Below are 17,234 nucleotides of genomic sequence, written 5' to 3' on the forward strand. Positions count from 1 at the left end.
AACTCCCGCGCAGTGCACGGAATCCTGGGTTCCGCAGCAAGCTGTGACCGAAACCGTCGCACGCGGCATCCGCTGGGACACCGGCCCCCGGCAAGGCCTTGCTAGGCTCGCTGGCCCATGGACACCGACACGGAGGAAGGCGCGCCGATCGCCGTACCGCCGGGGCGGGTGACGCTGTCGGACCGCCGCACACAGCGCAGTTGGCCGGTCGACCTCGCGCCCTACCGGATCGCGCCCCTTCCCGTCACCCGGGCCCGGTACGCGCAGGTCACCGGCTCGCCGCCCGACGCCGGGCACGACGGCCGCCTGCCCGTCGAGGGCGTCTCATGGCTGGACGCGGTCCGGTTCTGCAACGCCCTGTCCCTGCGTGAAGGGCTGGCCCCCGCCTACCGCCTGCCCCCGGACGGCGACGACGACGGGGACGGCACGGGCGTCGAGTGGGACGAACGCTCCGACGGCTACCGGCTGCCGACCGAGGCCGAGTGGGAGTACGCCTGCCGCGCGGGTACGGCCGGTCCGCGCTACGGCCCGCTCGACGAGATCGCCTGGCATCGCGGCAACTCCGGTGAGCGCGTCCACGCCGTGGGCGGCAGACGGCCCAACGACTGGGGTCTGTACGACATGCTCGGCAACGTCTGGGAGTGGTGCTGGGACCGCTACGACCCCGAGGTCTACGGCGCCTACCGGGTGCTGCGCGGCGGCGGGTGGTTCGACGAGCCCTGGAGCTGCCGGGCTTCGGTGCGCCGCCGCAGCCACCCGTCCCTGCGGATCGACGACGTGGGCTTCCGCCTCGCCCGCTCCCTTCCGCGCTGACGCGCGGCGCGGGAGGACGTGGCCGCTGCCCGCCGGGAGATCCTCAGAGTGTCACAAGCCGCTTGGCACACTTTTCTGGAGAGTGGCGGAGAACCGGCCCGCCCGGCGCGGGTGTTAACGTCCGAGCACATGGACGGCAACGTGTACACGGGCAAGGCCGGGCCGGACGCGGCGATGGACCGGGGCTGGCTGCTGGGCCACTTCAAGGAAGCGGGCGACCTCCGGCACAGCGGGGCGCTGGAGATCAAGTGGGGCGTCCACCCGCGCGGCGAGCGGCGGCGGCAGTGGGTGCGCGGCGAGGAGCGCACGACCTTCCAGGTGCTGATCGGCGGCCGTTTCCGCGTCGAGTTCCCCGGCCGCAGCGTCGTCCTGGCCGAGCAGGGCGACTACGTGGTGTGGGGCCGGGGCGTGGACCACTCCTGGGTCGCCGAGGAGGACTCGACGCTGCTGACGGTCCGCTGGCCGTCCGTCCCCGGCTACGCGCTGCCGCCGCAGGAGTGAGGACCTTCCCCCGCCCGGCCGCCGCCCGGCCCGCGCCCGCGGGCCTCAGTGGAGGACGGCGAGCCCGGCCGCGTCGAAGGGACGCAGGTCACCGAAGCGGCCGGCCAGCACCTTCGCCGCCCACTCCGGGTCGCCGAGCAGGGAGCGGCCGACCGCCACGAGGTCGAACTCGTCGCGCTCCAGCCTCTCCAGCAGCGCTTCGATGTCCGTGACGCCGCCGTCCGCTCCCTGGAACGCGGCGAAGAACTCGTTGTCCAGACCGACCGAACCGACGGTGATGGCGGGGCGGCCGGTCAGCTTCTTCGCCCAGCCCGCCAGGTTGAGGTCGGATCCCTCGAACTCCGGCAGCCAGTAGCGGCGCGTGGAGCAGTGGAAGACATCCACCCCCACCTCGGCCAGCGGGGTCAGGACGGCCTCCAGTTCCCCGGGCGTCTCGGCGAGTCTGGCCTGGTAGTGGCCGGCCTTCCACTGGGAGGTGCGGAAGCTGATCGGGAAGTGCGGGGAGACGGCCTCGCGGCAGGCTGCCACGATCTCCGCGGCGAAGCGGACGCGGGAGACCGGGTCGCCGCCGTAGGCGTCGGTGCGCCGGTTGGTGTGCGACCACAGGAACTGGTCGACCAGATAGCCGTGGGCGCCGTGGATCTCGACACCGTCGAAGCCGCGGGCCTCGGCCGCGGCGGCTCCGGCGGCGAACGCGGCGACCACGTCGTCGATGTCGGCGCGTGTCATCGCACGGCCGGTCTCAGTGCCTTCCAGGGGGATGCCGGAGGGGCCCGTTCTGGGAGCGTCGGGGAACGGCGGCGCCCCGGCGGCGCGCACCATGCCCACGTGCCACAGCTGCGGCATGACCGCCCCGCCCGCGCGGTGGACCGCGTCGGCCACCTTCTCCCAGCCCGCGAGCGCGTCCTCGCCGTGGAAGCGGGGCACCCGGTCGCTGGTGCCGGCCGACGGGTGGTCGACGTAGGTGCCCTCGGTGACGATCAGGCCCACCTCGGCGGCGGCCCGGCGGGCGTAGTACTCGGCCACGTCCGGGCCCGGTACGCCGCCGGGCGAGAACTGGCGGGTCATCGGTGCCATCACGACGCGGTTGCGGAGGGTCAGACCGCCCAGGGAGAAGGGGCGGCCGAGTGTGTTCCGGGCGCGCGCGGACGGGCTGTCGGTCATGGGGATCCGCCTTCGGTCGTCGGAGGGCTGCGCCCGGGTGCGGCGCGGCACGGCTCGTGCAACCGATGCCGCACCCCGCCAATTCCCCTGCGAGGAAAGGTTTTCCGGCATCCGTGCGCGGCCCCGGCGACACGCCGGGGACGGCCGCCGGCGGGGCGGTCGGCGGGTGGTCAGCGGGCGGTTATGACCAGCGCCGCGCTGTCGTCCTCGCTGGGGGCGGCGTCGTCCGAGAACCGGTCGACGGAGGCGACCACCTCCTCGAGGAGTTCCCGGGCGCCCGCGCCGCCGTCGCGGCCGGCGCGGGCGAGGGCGGCGGCGAGGCCGTCCTCGCCCAGGAACCGGCCGTCGGCCGACCGGGCCTCGGTGAAGCCGTCGGTGACCAGGAACAGGGTCTCCTCCGGCCGCAGGGCCAGCCGCACCGTGCGGACGGCCGGATCGGTGGCGACGCCCAGCAGCATGCCCCCGGCCGTGACCTCCTCCACCCGTCGGCCGCGCCGTACCAGGGGTGGGACGTGGCCGGCCCGGATGAGTTCGACGTCAAGCCCGTGCTCCCCGGGGGTCATCCGGCCGTAGACGAGGGTGACGAAGGCGCTGCCGTGCCGGACGCCCTCCAGCAGGGCGGTGTTGACCTCCGCGACCACCCTGGCGGGGTCGTCGACGAGCCGGGCGACGGCGCGGGCGGTGTGGCGGACCAGTCCGGTGACGGTGGCGGCCGGCGCCCCCCGCCCGCACACGTCGCCGATCATGAAGGCCCAGCGGCCGCCGCCCAGCGGGAAGACGTCGTAGAAGTCGCCGCCGACCTCCAGCCCCTCACCGGCGGGCCGGTAGTAGGCGGCGACCTCGACGCCGGGGACGGCGGGCGGCTCGGGCGGCAGCAGGCCGGCCTGGAGGTCGCGGGCCATCCGCACGCGCTCGGTGTACTGGCGCGCGTTGTGGGCGATGACGGCGGTGCGGCGGGCGAGTTCCTCGGAGAGGGCGACGGCGCGCCCCTGGAGGGGGTGGTCCTCGGTGAACAGCAGGGTCAGCACGGCGAAGGGGCCCTCGCGCCAGCTCAGCGGGACGCACACGTAGCCGGTGACGCCCAGCTCCCGCCAGGGGCCCGGGGACGGCGGGACGCGGCGGGCGACCTCCGTCGCCCCGGTGGCCAGCACCCGGGCGACGGTCTCGTCGTCCGGGCAGACCGCGGTCCGCTCGGCCGCCTCCGGCCACCGCTCGCCGCGGCCTTCGGCGACGGCCGCGGCGACCCTCGTCAGCCGCCCGCCGTCGAGTACGTCCACCGCGCTCATCGGCGCCAGCGCCGGGACGCTCAGTTCGGCCAGCCGGTGCAGGCTGTCGTGGAGGTTCAGGTCGCGGCCGATGCGGGTGCTGGCCTCCAGGACGAAGGCGAGTTCCTGCCGGGCGGCCCGCTCCTTGGCCTCGGCCCGCTCGCGGGCCTGCTTGGTCTCGTGGCGCTCCAACGCCAGGGCGGCGGTGCGGGCGAAGGCGGCGGCCAGGGCCAGATCCGTCTCGCGGGGCATGAGCGGGACCCGGTGGTACATCGCGAAGGTGCCCAGCAGCCGTCCGTCCGTCCCCGTGATCGGGGCGGACCAGCAGGCGGCCAGCCCCGCCCGCAGGGCCGTCTCGCGGAACTCCTCCCAGTACGGGTGGGTGGCGATGTCGGCGACGACGACCGTCTCGCGGCGGTGGGCCGCGGTGCCGCACGAGCCGACGCCCTCCCCTGTGGCGATGCCGTCGATGGCCCGGTTGTAGAAGTCCGGCAGGCTCGGCGCGGCGCCGTGGCGCAGGTGGCGGCCGTCGGGGTCGGCGAGGAGCACCGAGACCAGGACCCCGGGGTTGAGCTCCTCGATGGCGGTGGTCATGGCGCGCAGGACGTCCTCTATGGGCGCGTCCAGGGCGATCTGCTCCAGCAGCGCTCGCTGCTCGGCGGCGAACTGCCGGGCGTGCCGGATCGCGGTGGTGTCCACGCCCAGGACGGTGACGCCGACCACCCTCCCGTCCGGCTCCCGGCGCGGTTCGTAGGTGAAGTCGTAGTACGCCTCGTTCATCGCCTCCGGTGGGCCCAGCAGGACCCTGGCGTCCTGGGCGGTGTAGGGGCGGCCGGTGCGGTGGACGGCGTCCAGCAGGTCCATGATCCCCTGCCCGACGAGTTCGGGGGCCAGCTCGGCCAGGGGGACGCCGGTGTTCTCCTTCCGGCCCAGGGCCCGGAAGAAGGCGGGGTTGGCCGTCTCCACGACATGGCGCCGGCCCGACAGCTCGGCGAAGACGGCGTCGGAGGCGCGGAACAGGACACGCGTCTCGTCGTCGCCGGGCGGGCCGGGGCGCGGACCGTCCACCGGCTCCGCGGCGGCCCCGCCCATCGCGGTGGTCCTCCGCGTCGCCTGCCCCTTCATCGGCGCTCCCCACTTCGCTGCGAGCCCGGGCCCACCCGTACAGGCCGGCCCCGCGGCCCGTTCCGGCCCTGGCCGACGGCCGGGTCCGGCCCGGACCGCGGCCGCCTCGAACGGGCGGCACTTCGATCCTCCGGCACGGGCTGCGGTAAGTCCAGCAAGCGCCGGAAGCCCTCGATCCCCCGTGCCGCGCACCCCGCGCCCGTTCGGGCGGGCCGGCGGGTTCCGGTCCGCCCGGCCACGGGCGCGGGCGGGGCGGGACTAGGCGGCCTTGCCCCTGTCGTCACGGTCCTCGTCGACGATCTCGGCGTCCACCACGTCGTCGTCCGCGCCGCCGGCCCTGGCACCCTCGGCACCGGCACCGGCACCGGCACCGGCATCGGCATCGGCATCGGCTCCGGTTCCGGCTCCGGCGCCGCCCGCGGCCTGCCGGCCCTGGGCGTCGGCGTACAGGGCCTGGCCCAGCTTCTGGCTGGTGGCCGCGACCTTCTCGGAGGCCTCGCGGATGGCGGCTGTGCTGTCGCCCTCGGCGGACTCGCCCTTGAGCTTCTCCTTCAGGTCGGCCACCGACGCCTCGACCTCGCTCCTCACCTCACCGGGCACCTTGTCCTCGTTGTCCTTGAGGAACTTCTCGGTGGTGTACACCAGCTGCTCGGCCTGGTTGCGGGTCTCGGCCGCCTCCCGGCGGCGGTGGTCCTCCTCCGCGTACTGCTCGGCCTCCCGCATCATCCGCTCGATGTCGTCCTTGGGCAGCGCCGAACCGCCGGTGACGGTCATCCGCTGCTCCTTGCCGGTGCCCAGGTCCTTGGCCGAGACGTGCATGATGCCGTTGGCGTCGATGTCGAAGGTGACCTCGATCTGCGGCACCCCGCGCGGCGCCGGCGGCAGCCCGGTCAGCTCGAACATGCCCAGCTTCTTGTTGTACGCGGCGATCTCCCGCTCGCCCTGGTACACCTGGATCTGCACGCTGGGCTGGTTGTCCTCGGCGGTGGTGAAGATCTCCGAGCGCTTGGTCGGGATCGTGGTGTTGCGCTCGATCAGCTTGGTCATGATGCCGCCCTTGGTCTCGATCCCCAGGGACAGCGGGGTGACGTCCAGCAGCAGGACGTCCTTGACCTCGCCCTTGAGCACACCGGCCTGCAGCGAGGCGCCGATGGCGACGACCTCGTCCGGGTTGACGCCCTTGTTCGCCTCCTTGCCGGTGAGGTCGCGGACCAGGTCCGTCACCGCGGGCATCCGCGTGGACCCACCGACGAGGACGACGTGGTCGATGTCGGAGACCTCGATCCCCGCGTCCTTCACGGCCTGGTGGAAGGGCCCCTTGCAGCGCTCCAGCAGGTCGGCGGTGAGCTGCTGGAACTGGACGCGGGTGAGCTTCTCGTCCAGGTGCAGCGGACCCGCGTCCGACGCGGTGACGTAGGGCAGGCTGATGGTCGTCTCCGTGGCGGAGGACAGCTCGATCTTCGCCTTCTCCGCCGCCTCGCGCAGCCGCTGGACGGCCATCTTGTCCTTGGACAGGTCCACGCCGTACGCGTTCTTGAACTGCTTGACCAGGTGGTCGACGACCCGCTGGTCCCAGTCGTCGCCGCCGAGCCGCGTGTCGCCGTTGGTGGCCTTCACCTCCACCACGCCCTCGCCGATCTCCAGCAGCGAGACGTCGAAGGTGCCGCCGCCGAGGTCGAAGACCAGGACCGTCTGATCCTCCTTCTCCAGACCGTAGGCCAGGGCCGCGGCCGTGGGCTCGTTGATGATCCGCAGGACGTTCAGGCCCGCGATCTCGCCGGCCTCCTTCGTCGCCGTGCGCTGGGCGTCGTTGAAGTAGGCGGGGACGGTGATCACCGCGTCGGTGACCTTCTCGCCCAGGTACGCCTCGGCGTCCCGCTTCAGCTTCTGCAGCACCCGCGCGGAGATCTCCTGGGCGGCGTACCGCTTGCCGTCCACGTCCCCCGTCGCGGGGAAGCGCCAGCCCTCCTCGCCCATGTGCCGCTTGACCGAGCGGACGGTGCGCTCCACGTTCGTCACCGCCTGCCGCTTGGCGACCTCGCCCACCAGCACCTCGCCGTTCCTGGCGAACGCCACCACCGAGGGCGTGGTCCTGGCGCCCTCGGCGTTGGCGACGACCGTGGGCTCGCCGGCCTCCAGCACGGACACCACGGAGTTGGTGGTGCCCAGATCGATGCCTACCGCTCGTGCCACCTCTGGTCCCTCCTCTCGCCACCGCCGCCCACTGGCGCGCGGATACGGGAACCGGGCATCTTCTGCCTACACTTCCTGCATAAAACTTGAGTCGACCCAAGTCAAGCGAAGCCCGGCGCGGCCGGTTCACCCGCTGCGGAAGCCGTGACGGCCGGAGGCCGTCGCGCAGGGCCTGGGCGACGGCCCCGAAGGTGCGCAGACCGCTCCAGGGCTCGACTCCCTCCCAGGTCCGCTTCCTCCGCGGCGCAGACGTCACCCGTGGTCACGGGCAGCCCTCCCGCTGCTGCGCTGTACGCACGGCCCCCTCCGCGGCCGAACCCGCCCAGGCTGACCGAAAGGGCCGCATGACTTCCACCCGGAGTGCGCCTACGGTCACCCTTCGTACACGTCCACCGGGGCACGGGCGGTCAGCGCAGCGGCTCGAAGGGGGCCTCGCCCTCCTGGCCGTAGTAGGCGTGCAGCAGCGAGATCCGGGCGACCCGGCGCCCCTCCGCCACCGCGTCCCGCGCCGCTTCCCGCCCGGTGAAGTCCCGCCGCTCCCGCTCGTGTTCGACGAACGGCTCGATGGCGGGCGGGGCGTACAGGAGCGGCAGGTCGGCGCCGTCCCGGACCAGTGTGACGACGAGACGGTCGCGAGTGCGCGCGTCGCGGTACCCGTACCGTTCGGCGGAGGAGGCGTGGTCGGGGTGGAACGGCTCCCGCGAGCCGGTCCACCGGTCCTCGCCGAGCGCCTCCGTCCACTTCTCGCCGACCTCGTCCGGGTCGCCGTCGAGGACGACGTACCGCTCCAGCCGCCACTGGCAGCTCAGCGGGCCGGGCGGCTCGCCCTCGAAGGCGGGGTGGCGCAGGCAGTGGTCCTTCGCCGCGGTGCCGAGCTGCCGTGACACGCCCGGCAGACCGTCGACGATCTCCTCCAGGCGGCGTTCGCCCTCCGGCCCGGCCTCGCGACTGGCCGCGTCGACCTCGCCGGCCCGTGACAGGACGTCCATCGGAGCGGCCAGCCACACATAGCCGTACCACCCCGCCGTGGCCAGGACCGCCAGTACGGCCGCCGCCGCTCCCGCGCCGGCGATCCTGCGCCGCGCCCGCGCTCCCGCCTTCCCCGTCACCTTCGAATCCCCGCATCCCTCGCCGCCGGGCGGTCGCGGGTCCGCCCGCGCCCTCGTTCACCGCACCACGCTAAGCCCCGGTCCGCTCAGCACCCGAGTCGGGAGAGTGGAGGGGCGGGCTCCGGGCCCGCCCCCTCCACTCAACTCCCCTGCGTCCAGGCGAGAGTGATCCGCATGCCGCCGAACCGCCAGCCCGCCGGGGTCCGCACGGCGGTGCCCGCCACCCGCAGGCCGCTCGTGCGGTGGGGCGGTTCACCGTCGCGGTGGAAGTAGACGATCTGGTTCGCGGTGGCTTCCGCGCGGTCGCCGTCCACGTGCACCAGTACGTCCCCGTGCACGTGCTGGGTGCGCTCCCCCTCGACCCGGCTCCGCCGCAGAAGGGCGGTCACCTCGTCCAGGCCGCGCAGCTCGCCGCGCGGCCCGCGCACCACGACGTCGTCGCTGTAGACGGTGTGGGCGTCGTCGTGGCGGTGTTCGTCCAGAAGGTTGGCCAGGCGGGCGAACAGGTCGGCGATCTCGATGCGGTCGGCGGTCCTGGTGGCATCGGACACGGCATCCCCCTTGCGGTAGACCCAATATTGGTGACACCAACACTAGGGCAGTGTGTTGGTTCGACCAACACCGTTTAGAGTGGCCGCCATGGACGAGCCCCCCGAACGCCTGACGACGAAGCCGAGCTGGCTGATCAGCCAACTGGCCGTGCACGCACGCCGGTTGGCATTCGAGGGATTCGCCGCCGCCGGGGCGCGCGGATACCACTACCGCATCCTGGCCGCCCTCCACGAGTTCGGGCCCGCGAGCCAGGCCGAACTCGGCCGCCGGTGCCGCGTCGACCGCAGCGACGTCGTGGCGGCCGTCGGCGAACTGGCCGGGCGGGGCTTCGTCGACCGGACACCGGACCCGGGCCACGGGCGGCGCAACAGGGTGACGCTCACCGAGGAGGGCCTGCGGCAACTGCGGCGCATGGACGAGGTGCTCGACCGGGTGCAGGACGACCTGCTCGGGCCCCTTCCGGCCGAGGACCGGCGGACTCTGACCCGCCTGCTGGGCCGGGTCCTCGCCCACCACGAGCCGCACTGACCCGCCTGCCCCCGCCCGCGCGGAGGCAAGGGCGGACGGGGGCGCCGCCCAGGTGGTGCGGGCGGAGGTACGGCAGGAGGCGCGGGTCAGGCGGGCAGGGTGGCGAGCCAGTCGGTCAGCAGGCGGTTGACCTCGGCTGGGCGCTCCTGCTGGATCCAGTGGCCGCAGCCGTCGAGGATGTGGGAGGAGACCAGACCGGGCAACGTGACCGGGTACGCCTCGATCGCGTCGGCCAGCCAGGTCGTGGAGGCGTCCAGGCCGCCGCCGATGAACAGCGACGGCTGGGTGACGGGGGCGCCGTCGAAGGTGGCGAGGTCTTCCCAGTCGCGGTCCATGTTGCGGTAGCGGTTGAGTGCTCCGGTGAAGCCGGTGCGCTCGAACTCCCCGGCGTAGAAGTCGAGTTCCTTCTCCCCCAGCCAGGCGGGCAGCCAGCCGGCGGGGAACCGCTCCCGCATCGTCGCGCCCCTGCCGACGAAGTGCGGGTCGGGGGCGCCGGGCGCGGGCATGGTGTCGGCGGACAGGGCCGCGTAGAGGCCCGCGAGCCAGCCGCGCACATCGGGCTCGATCTCGGCCTCGGCGCGACCGGGCCGCTGGAAGTAGGAGACGTAGAGCTCCTCCTCCCCTCCCATCCGCGCGAGGACGTCGCCGGGGCGCGGCCCGCCGCGCGGGGTGTAGGGGACGCTCAGCAGCCCCACGGCGCGGAAGACATCCGGCCTGAGCAGCGCGGAGTTCGCGGCGATGGGCGAACCCCAGTCGTGGCCGACGACCACCGCCGTCTCCTCGCCCAGGGCGCGTACCACCGCGACGTTGTCCTCCACCAGATGGAGCATCCGGTAGGCGTCCGTCGCGACCGGTTTGGAGGAGCGGCCGTAGCCGCGCACGTCGATCGCGACCGCGCGGTATCCCGCCGCCGCGATGGCCGGCAACTGGTGGCGCCAGGAGTACCAGGATTCCGGGAAGCCGTGGACGAGCAGCACCAGCGGTCCGCTTCCCTGCTCCGCCAGGTGGATCCGGCCTCCCGGCGAGGGCACCGACCGATGGGTGGTCTCCGTGGTGTGTCGCCCGTCGTGCTGCGGCATGGGGCCTCCTCCAGCGCCGTGGGGCGCCGCCGCGGTGCGGGTCGGTCTTCTCCGGCCCTCCGGCGGCTCGGCTCCGATCATGTGGGAGACCCGGCCCTGAGGGCGAGTCCGTTTGCCGGTCCGGCAAGCCCTGATCCGGCGACGTTCGGCGGAGCGGCGTCTCCCCGCGTGGCGGGGGCGCGTTGCCCGTGCGTCATGCGGTGGGGCCCGGGGCGGAGGACCGCCGGGTGGTGTCCCGCCGGGTGACGGCCTCGGCCACCTGCTCGACAGCGGTGCGCAGGAGGTCGCCGTAGGCGCCTTGGGGGAGGTCGGGGGTGTGCCCGCGGGCCGCGTCGATGTGCTCGGCGGCGGCGTCGAACGACCCGAGCCGGCGGTAGCCGTCGGCGAGGTTGAGGTGCAGGGACGGGTAGAAGGCGGCGATGCGCAGACCGGCGTGGTGCTCTTTCAGGCGCTGCTCGGTCACGGCGTCGGCGGCGTCCAGGGCCCGGACGTCCCAGGCCAGGGCCTGGGCCGGGTCCTCGTGGAGGTCCGCCAGGTGGTGCGCGAGGGTGCAGCGGTGCAGCGGGTCGCCGGTGGGGCCGATCGCGGACCACAGGTCCAGGAGTTTCCGGCGGGCGGCCTCCGCCTCGCCGGTCTGTCCTTCGGCGACGGCGGCGCCGATGGCCTCCATCGTCGGGTCGGGGGTGGTGGAGGTGGTGGAGGTGGTGGTCACTGGGGTTCTCCTTGTCGTTCTCGGTCAGGCGCGGTGGTCGGGGTTGACTGGCATGGCCCAGGTGGTGAGGTCGCCGCGGTCGGCGGAGCGGACCGTGACGGGCAGGTCGGCCCCGCGCAGGTCGAGCATCACGTCGGGGCCGATGGCGGTGCCGACGGCCGGGTAGAGGGTGGTCAGCTCGAAGGAGATCCGCACCTCCCGTCCCGTCACGGTGGCCGGAAGCAGGGTGCCGGGGTGTTCGCCGGCCCCCGGAAGGGTCAGGCCGTGCCGGGTGGCGTGCAACTCGACCCGCTCGCCCGGATGTTCCTCCAGGGCCCGCAGCAGCGCGTCCTTCGCCGCCGTCGCGCGGGTGGTGGCCTCCGGCAGCGACGCGAGCATCAGATGGTGGTCGGGGAACTCCTCCGTCAGCAGCCGGCAGTGACGGTCCTCCCGTCCCGCCATGCACAGCCGGACGCCGTGCGGCGTCGCCTCGATCCGTACCAGCGCGCTGCGGCGCATCTCGCCGGTCGCGGCCCGCAGTTCGTCGCCGTCGATTGTGGCGGCCCAGGCCGTGGCCGCCGGTTCGGCGGGGACGAGCGTCCGGGTCGAGAGCCGGTACCGGTCGGTCGCGGTCAGCGTGACCGCCTCGGCGGTCGCCTCGACGCGCAGCCCGCCGAGCACCGGCATCCCCGGATCGCACGCGGTCGCGGTCAGGACCTGCTCGACCGCGTCGGCCAGTACGGGCCCCTTCAGCGCGGCGACCGGCCGGCTCGGCACGCCGCCGAGCGACGACCTGAGCGCGGCGGCTCCCCTCCGTACCGCCGCCGCGTCCCCGAGGACCTTCGCGACGTGCTCGTCGATCAGCCGGGACGCCTCGTCGGGCCCGGCGTCGAGCACCGCCCCGGCGGTGGTCAGCGGCATGGCGATCCGGCGGAGCCGGCGGAGGGTGGTGGCCCGCGGCACCTGGTGGACGCTGTAGTAGCGGTAGCCCGAGGCCGGATCGGTCTCGGCGGGCGGCAGCAGCCCGGAGTCGGCGTAGAACCGCAGCGCGCTGGAGGTCAGACCGGTGCGCTGGGCGAAGACCCCGATGGGCATCAGCTCGGAATTCGGCACCCCGTCATCGTCGGGCTTCAAGCAGGTCGAAGGTCAACAGCGGCCGGTGTGACGGCGATGACCGACGCTTCGCGAGGGGACGTCCGCCCGCATGGACGGTCGGGGCGGACGGTCGGGGCGGACGGGGTCGGAGCAAGGAGGAGATCCACTCTCCGCCACTCTCAACCTATAGCGCATGGGGGGCCTTGCGGCAAGACCCGGGTCCTGCCGCAGAATCGTCGCCCTGGGCCGGAACCTGCGCAAACGACGGGTTCAACACGGTACGTGCGCTTCTGCATGCCTATGGGGCGCACGGAGCGTCCGGCCCGGACCGACACTCTTCACATGGGGGAATCCGTGATCGACGTGATCATCGCCGGCGCCGGGCCGACCGGTCTGATGCTGGCCTGCGAGCTGCGGCTGCACGGCGTGCGCGTGGTGGTGCTGGAGAAGGAGACCGAGCCGACCGGGGTCGTCCGCGCACTCGGCCTGCACGTGCGCAGCATCGAGGTGATGGACCAGCGCGGTCTGCTGGACCGGTTCCTCGCGCACGGCAGGCAGTACCCGGTCGGCGGCTTCTTCGCCGGCATCCCCAAGCCCTCGCCCGGCCGGCTGGACACCGCGCACGCCTATGTCCTGGGCATCCCGCAGCCGGTCACAGACCGCCTGCTGGCCGAGCGCGCCGCCGAGCTGGGCGCCGAGATCCGGCGCGGCTGCGAGGTGACGGGGCTGGAGCAGGACGAGGACGGGGTGACCGTCGAACTGGCCGACGGTGCGCGGCTGCGCTCGCGCTACGCCGTCGGCTGCGACGGCGGCCGCAGCACGGTGCGCAAGCTGCTCGGCGTCGGCTTCCCCGGTGAGCCCGCCGGGGTCGAGACACTGCTGGGCGAGATGGAGGCGACCGAGGACCCGGCGGTGATCGCGTCCGTGGTGGCCGATGTGCGCAGGACCCAGCTGCGGTTCGGCGTCGGGCCCGTCGAGGAGGGGGTCTACCGCGTCGTCGTGCCGGCCGAGGGGCTGGCCGAGGACCGCACCGTACCGCCGACCCTGGAGGAGGTCAGGGAGCGGCTGCGGGCGGTGGCCGGCACCGACTTCGGCGTGCACTCGCCGCGCTGGCTCTCCCGCTTCGGCGACGCCACCCGGCAGGCCGAGCGCTACCGGACAGGCCGGGTGCTGCTGGCAGGCGACGCCGCCCACATCCACCCGCCGGTCGGGGGACAGGGCCTCAACCTCGGCATCCAGGACGCGTTCAACCTCGGCTGGAAACTGGCCGCCGAGGTCGGCGGCTGGGCACCGGACGGGCTGCTGGACAGCTACCACGCCGAACGGCACCCGGTGGCCGCCGACGTGCTGGACAACACCCGCGCGCAGATGGTGCTGATGTCCACCGAGCCCGGCCCCCGGTCGGTACGCCGGCTGGTGTCGGAGCTGATGGACTTCGAGGAGGTCAACCGGCATCTGACCGAGAAGATCACCGCGATCTCGGTCCGCTACGACTTCGGCGGGGGCCACGGGCTGCTCGGGCGGCGGCTGCGGGACATCGGTCTGAAGCGGGGCCGCCTGTACGGGCTGATGCACGGCGGGCGCGGGCTGCTGCTGGACCAGACGGGCCGGCTGTCGGCCGAGGGCTGGACGGACCGGGTCGACCATGTCGCCGACGTCAGCGAGGAGTTGGAAGCGCCCGCGGTGCTGCTGCGGCCGGACGGCCATGTGGCGTGGGCGGGTGAGGACCAGGCCGAGCTGCTCGACCACCTGCCCAGGTGGTTCGGGCCCGCCACCGCCGGCTGAGCCCGGGAGCCGGAGCGGGGTGCGGGGCGGGAGCGGGACCCGGGGCGGCCGCCGCCTCAGCCGTCGGGTGACCCGCCTCCCGCCACCCTTTGGCGGTGCGGTGGGCTCGCAGCAGCCCCTTCTGCTCGTAGTACCGGATGGACCGGCGGCTCGCACCGGTCCGCTCGGCCAGCTCCCCGATCCGCACGACTTCTCCCTTTCACGGCGAAGGCCCACAAGGCGGCGGCACCGGCCGCGTCGCGGCCGGTGCGAGGGCGGTCCCGGGTGCTGCGGGCGTTGCGGCGGCTCAGGCCCGGGCGGTGGTCCTGGGCCGGAGGACCTCGCCCATGGACTCCTCGCGCCACCGGCGCAGCAGGTCGTGGAAGGCGACCGCGCTGCGGGGGTAGGCGGTCGGGCCGTTCGGGCGGCCGAGCCCTTCCCTGTTGTAGTAGCCGGGGGTGCACTCGGCGTGGAACCACTCGTGGTCGGGCGCGCCTTCGGCCAGGGCGGCGATCCAAGCGTCCTCGGCCTCGCGGGCAGGCTCGATCAGGGCGCCGGCGGCCTCGGCTGCGGCGACCAGGGCCGCGGCGTGAACGGCCTGCTCGTCCAGAACGTGGGTGAAGTTGACGCTGCTGGCGTTCTGCAGGGAGCCCATCTGGATGAGGTTGGGGAAGCCGTTGGCGGTGAAGCCGTGCAGGGTGCGCGGCCCGTGCTGCGCCCAGGCGTGCAGCAGTTGGACGCCGCCGCGGCCGTGGACCGGGAGCTTGCCGGAGAGGACGCCGGAGACCCCGACGGAGAATCCGGTGGCGAAGACCAGGCAGTCGAGTCCGTACTCGGTGCCGCCGACCACGACGCCGCGTTCGGTCATCCGCTCGATGCCGTGGCTGTCCGCGGTGTCGACCAGGGTGACGTTGTCGCGGTCGAACGCCTGGTAGTAGCTGTCGGAGAAGGTGGGGCGCTTGCAGGCGTACCGGTACCAGGGCTTGAGCTTCTCCGCCGCGTCCGGGTCGGTGACGGTCGCCTCGACGCGGGCGCGGATCTCGTTCATCTTCGCGGCGTCGGCGATCTCGTAGGCGGCTTCGAATGCCTCCCGGTCGCCCTGGCGGCGGAAGCTGGGCAGGAGCTTCTCCAGGAGGACGGCGGAGGAGGTCCAGCCGTCCGCCACCAGGTCCTGTTCGGCTCCCTCGCCCGAGACGATGCGCAGGAAGTTCTCGCGGCGCTCGCGCGCCCAGCCGGCGCGGCCGGCGCCGACGTCCCTCCCGGTGGTGCGGCGGTTGGCGCGTACGTCCACGGTGGAGGGGGTTCGCTGGAAGACGTGGAGGTGGTGGGCGTCCTCGGCCAGCATCGGGATGACCTGGACGCCGGTGGCGCCGGTGCCGACGATGCCCACCCGCTTGTCCGCCAGGCCGGTCATGCCGCCCTCGGGGGTGCCGCCGGTGTAGGCGTAGTCCCAGCGCGAGGTGTGGAAGGTGTGGCCCCTGAAGTCCTCGATCCCGGGGATGCCGGGCAGTTTCGGCTCGGAGAGGGTGCCGGTGGCCGTGATGACGTACGCGGCCCGGAACTCGTCGCCCCGGTCGGTGGCCACGATCCACACCTCGGATGCCTCGTCCCAGGTCAGCGAGGTGACGGCGGTGGAGAACAGGGCGCCCGAGTAGAGGTCGTACTGCTCGGCGATCCGCATCGCGTGGCGGCGGATCTCCTCGCCGGGGGCGTACTTCCACCGCGGAACGTATCCGGTCTCGTCGAGCAGCGGCAGGTACACGTGGGACTCGATGTCGCAGTGGACGCCCGGGTACCGGTTCCAGTACCAGGTGCCTCCGAAGTCGCCGCCCTTCTCCACGATCCGGATGCGCTCCACGCCCTGCCGGCGCAGCCGCGCCCCGGCGAGGATGCCGCCGAATCCGCCGCCGACGACGGCGACGTCCACGGTGTCGCGCAGCGGTTCGCGCTCGGGGGCCTGCCCCGCGTACGGGTCGGCGGCGTAGTAGCCGAACTCCGCTTCGGCGCCGCGGTACTGCCGCGCCCCGTCGGGCCGCACACGCCGCTCGCGCTCGAGGCGGTAGCGCTCTCTCAGTTCGGCGAGCTCCTCGGGGGACGGCGCCTGCGAAGTCGTCATGCGGGGGAAACCTCGATCCTGTGGGTCCGCTGCGGCCGGCCGCCCTGTACGCACAAATCCGTTCAGGGGAAAGGGAGTTGGCCAGCCCTTCGTTACCGTACCCTCTACCGGACAGTGGTGTCCGGTTGGATGGCGGGGGCGCTGCGGCACCCGTGCACGGCGGACAGCTCACAGCGGACAGGAAGAGTGGTCTCCCCCATGCAACGACTCCCGATCCGGTCTCTCGCCGGGCTCGCCGCGATCGGCGTGCTCGCCCTCACCGGCTGCGGCACGGGCACGGTCGCCTCCGCCGACGGCCCGGCGGCCACCGGCGCGGGCCGCACCATCCCCGCCCAGGAGGTCATGCGGCTGACGCAGGTGCACGAGGAGACCGGGATGACCCTGCTGGAGGGGCCGGTTCTCGACGAGGACGGCAACCTGTTCGTCGTCGACGTCACCGCACCCGAGGGCAAGCCGAAGGTGATGCGCGTCGACATCGGGAACAAGACCTCGCGGAAGGTCCACACCGACGGGCGCGGCGCCTACACCTCGGCGCAGTTCAGCCCGTACGACGGACGGCTCTACCTCACCGACTTCGCCCACGGCGAGATCGTGAGCCTCGCCCCGGACGGAGGCGACCCGCGGACCTTCTTCTCCCGCAAGGTCGCCGGAGCGCGGATGAACCCCGACGACATCGCCTTCGACGAAGAGGGCAACCTGTACGTCAGCGACTCGCGCGGCCTGACCGAGGGCCGGGAACTGGGCCGCGTGGTGCGGATCGACCGCGACGGGAAGAAGGCCGCCGTCCTGGCCGACAAGCTGGCCGCGACGAACGGGATCTCGTTCGACGAGGACCACCGCGGGCTGTGGATCAGCGAGCTGACCCGGAACCGGATCTCCTACCTCCTCCTCGACCGGGAGGGCGGCGTGGCCTCACGGCACACCGCCATCCGCTACGACGGCGGCGTCGCGCAGACCGACTCGATCGCCGTGGACGCGGACGGCAACCTCTACCAGGGACTGCACGGCCGACCCGCGATGGCGGTGTTCGACCGGTACGGCGAGCACCTGGCGACCGTCGAGGTACCCGCCGGCGCCGCCGAGGGCCTGGAGTCGGCGACGAACGTGGCGATCACGCCGGGCGGGACCACGGCGTGCATGACCGTCAGCGGGCCCTCCGGCGGCTACCTGTACACCTTCGAGGCGCTTGCGGAGGGCATCCGGCAGTCGAACGGCGGCTGATGCCGCGCCCGCCCCGCC

Annotated in this window: 14 protein-coding genes and 1 pseudogene; 5 read left to right on the forward strand and 10 right to left on the reverse strand. The window is 73.5% G+C overall.

The features are described from left to right. Positions 1–117: 117 nt before the first annotated feature. Positions 118–813 carry a formylglycine-generating enzyme family protein gene (locus QPK52_RS05750; protein ID WP_410535945.1) on the forward strand — a complete coding sequence of 232 codons (696 nt, stop codon included), beginning with the start codon at positions 118–120 and terminating at the stop codon, positions 811–813. A 129-nt stretch (positions 814–942) separates the two neighbouring features. Next, on the forward strand, positions 943–1,314 hold the full coding sequence (locus QPK52_RS05755; RefSeq protein ID WP_410535946.1) for a signal peptidase I: 372 nt from the start codon (positions 943–945) through the stop codon (positions 1,312–1,314). A gap of 45 nt (positions 1,315–1,359) precedes the next feature. Here the strand turns inward: QPK52_RS05755 and QPK52_RS05760 are convergent, their stop codons facing one another. The 5 genes from QPK52_RS05760 to QPK52_RS05780 all read right to left on the reverse strand — a co-directional run bounded on the left by QPK52_RS05760 (position 1,360) and on the right by QPK52_RS05780 (position 8,721). Further along, positions 1,360–2,478: an NADH:flavin oxidoreductase gene (locus QPK52_RS05760; RefSeq protein ID WP_410535947.1), complete on the reverse strand. Its 1,119-nt coding sequence runs from the start codon at positions 2,476–2,478 to the stop codon at positions 1,360–1,362. Between the two features lie 170 nt (positions 2,479–2,648). After that, positions 2,649–4,868 carry a SpoIIE family protein phosphatase gene (locus QPK52_RS05765; protein ID WP_410535948.1) on the reverse strand — a complete coding sequence of 740 codons (2,220 nt, stop codon included), beginning with the start codon at positions 4,866–4,868 and terminating at the stop codon, positions 2,649–2,651. Positions 4,869–5,126: 258 nt separating this feature from the next. Continuing rightward, positions 5,127–7,061: a molecular chaperone DnaK gene (gene dnaK / locus QPK52_RS05770; protein WP_410535949.1), complete on the reverse strand. Its 1,935-nt coding sequence runs from the start codon at positions 7,059–7,061 to the stop codon at positions 5,127–5,129. Between the two features lie 407 nt (positions 7,062–7,468). Then, positions 7,469–8,170 (reverse strand): hypothetical protein, encoded by a 702-nt coding sequence (locus QPK52_RS05775; protein WP_410535950.1) that lies wholly within the window; start codon positions 8,168–8,170, stop codon positions 7,469–7,471. A gap of 140 nt (positions 8,171–8,310) precedes the next feature. Then, positions 8,311–8,721, reverse strand: a complete 411-nt coding sequence (locus QPK52_RS05780) for a nuclear transport factor 2 family protein (protein ID WP_410535951.1) — start codon at positions 8,719–8,721, stop codon at positions 8,311–8,313. Between the two features lie 88 nt (positions 8,722–8,809). Here QPK52_RS05780 and QPK52_RS05785 point away from each other — a divergent pair, with 88 nt between their 5' ends. Further along, positions 8,810–9,250, forward strand: a complete 441-nt coding sequence (locus QPK52_RS05785) for a MarR family winged helix-turn-helix transcriptional regulator (protein ID WP_410535952.1) — start codon at positions 8,810–8,812, stop codon at positions 9,248–9,250. An 86-nt stretch (positions 9,251–9,336) separates the two neighbouring features. Here QPK52_RS05785 and QPK52_RS05790 read toward each other — a convergent pair whose 3' ends face one another. The 3 genes from QPK52_RS05790 to QPK52_RS05800 all read right to left on the reverse strand — a co-directional run bounded on the left by QPK52_RS05790 (position 9,337) and on the right by QPK52_RS05800 (position 12,133). Beyond that, positions 9,337–10,329 carry an alpha/beta fold hydrolase gene (locus QPK52_RS05790; RefSeq protein ID WP_410535953.1) on the reverse strand — a complete coding sequence of 331 codons (993 nt, stop codon included), beginning with the start codon at positions 10,327–10,329 and terminating at the stop codon, positions 9,337–9,339. A 193-nt stretch (positions 10,330–10,522) separates the two neighbouring features. Then, the gene (locus QPK52_RS05795; RefSeq protein WP_410540219.1) at positions 10,523–10,999 is read right to left on the reverse strand and encodes a hypothetical protein; all 477 of its coding nucleotides are present in this window, start codon (positions 10,997–10,999) and stop codon (positions 10,523–10,525) included. A 66-nt stretch (positions 11,000–11,065) separates the two neighbouring features. Continuing rightward, entirely contained in the window at positions 11,066–12,133 is a 1,068-nt protein-coding gene (locus QPK52_RS05800) for a MerR family transcriptional regulator (RefSeq protein WP_410535954.1), read from the reverse strand. A 336-nt stretch (positions 12,134–12,469) separates the two neighbouring features. On the opposite strand from QPK52_RS05800, the gene rox reads away from it, so the two are divergent. Continuing rightward, on the forward strand, positions 12,470–13,900 hold the full coding sequence (gene rox / locus QPK52_RS05805; RefSeq protein WP_410540220.1) for a rifampin monooxygenase: 1,431 nt from the start codon (positions 12,470–12,472) through the stop codon (positions 13,898–13,900). A gap of 91 nt (positions 13,901–13,991) precedes the next feature. On the opposite strand, the pseudogene QPK52_RS05810 reads toward rox, so the two are convergent. Next, a pseudogene (locus QPK52_RS05810) lies at positions 13,992–14,087 on the reverse strand (MerR family DNA-binding transcriptional regulator); the annotation flags it as partial. Positions 14,088–14,186: 99 nt separating this feature from the next. Continuing rightward, positions 14,187–15,995, reverse strand: coding sequence for a flavin-containing monooxygenase (locus QPK52_RS05815; RefSeq protein WP_410535955.1), 1,809 nt, complete (start codon positions 15,993–15,995; stop codon positions 14,187–14,189). Between the two features lie 198 nt (positions 15,996–16,193). On the opposite strand from QPK52_RS05815, the gene QPK52_RS05820 reads away from it, so the two are divergent. Next, positions 16,194–17,216, forward strand: a complete 1,023-nt coding sequence (locus QPK52_RS05820) for an SMP-30/gluconolactonase/LRE family protein (protein WP_410535956.1) — start codon at positions 16,194–16,196, stop codon at positions 17,214–17,216. Positions 17,217–17,234: the final 18 nt, after the last annotated feature.

Source organism: Streptomyces sp. KL2, from assembly GCF_046529545.1.
GTDB lineage: Bacteria > Actinomycetota > Actinomycetes > Streptomycetales > Streptomycetaceae > Streptomyces > Streptomyces radiopugnans.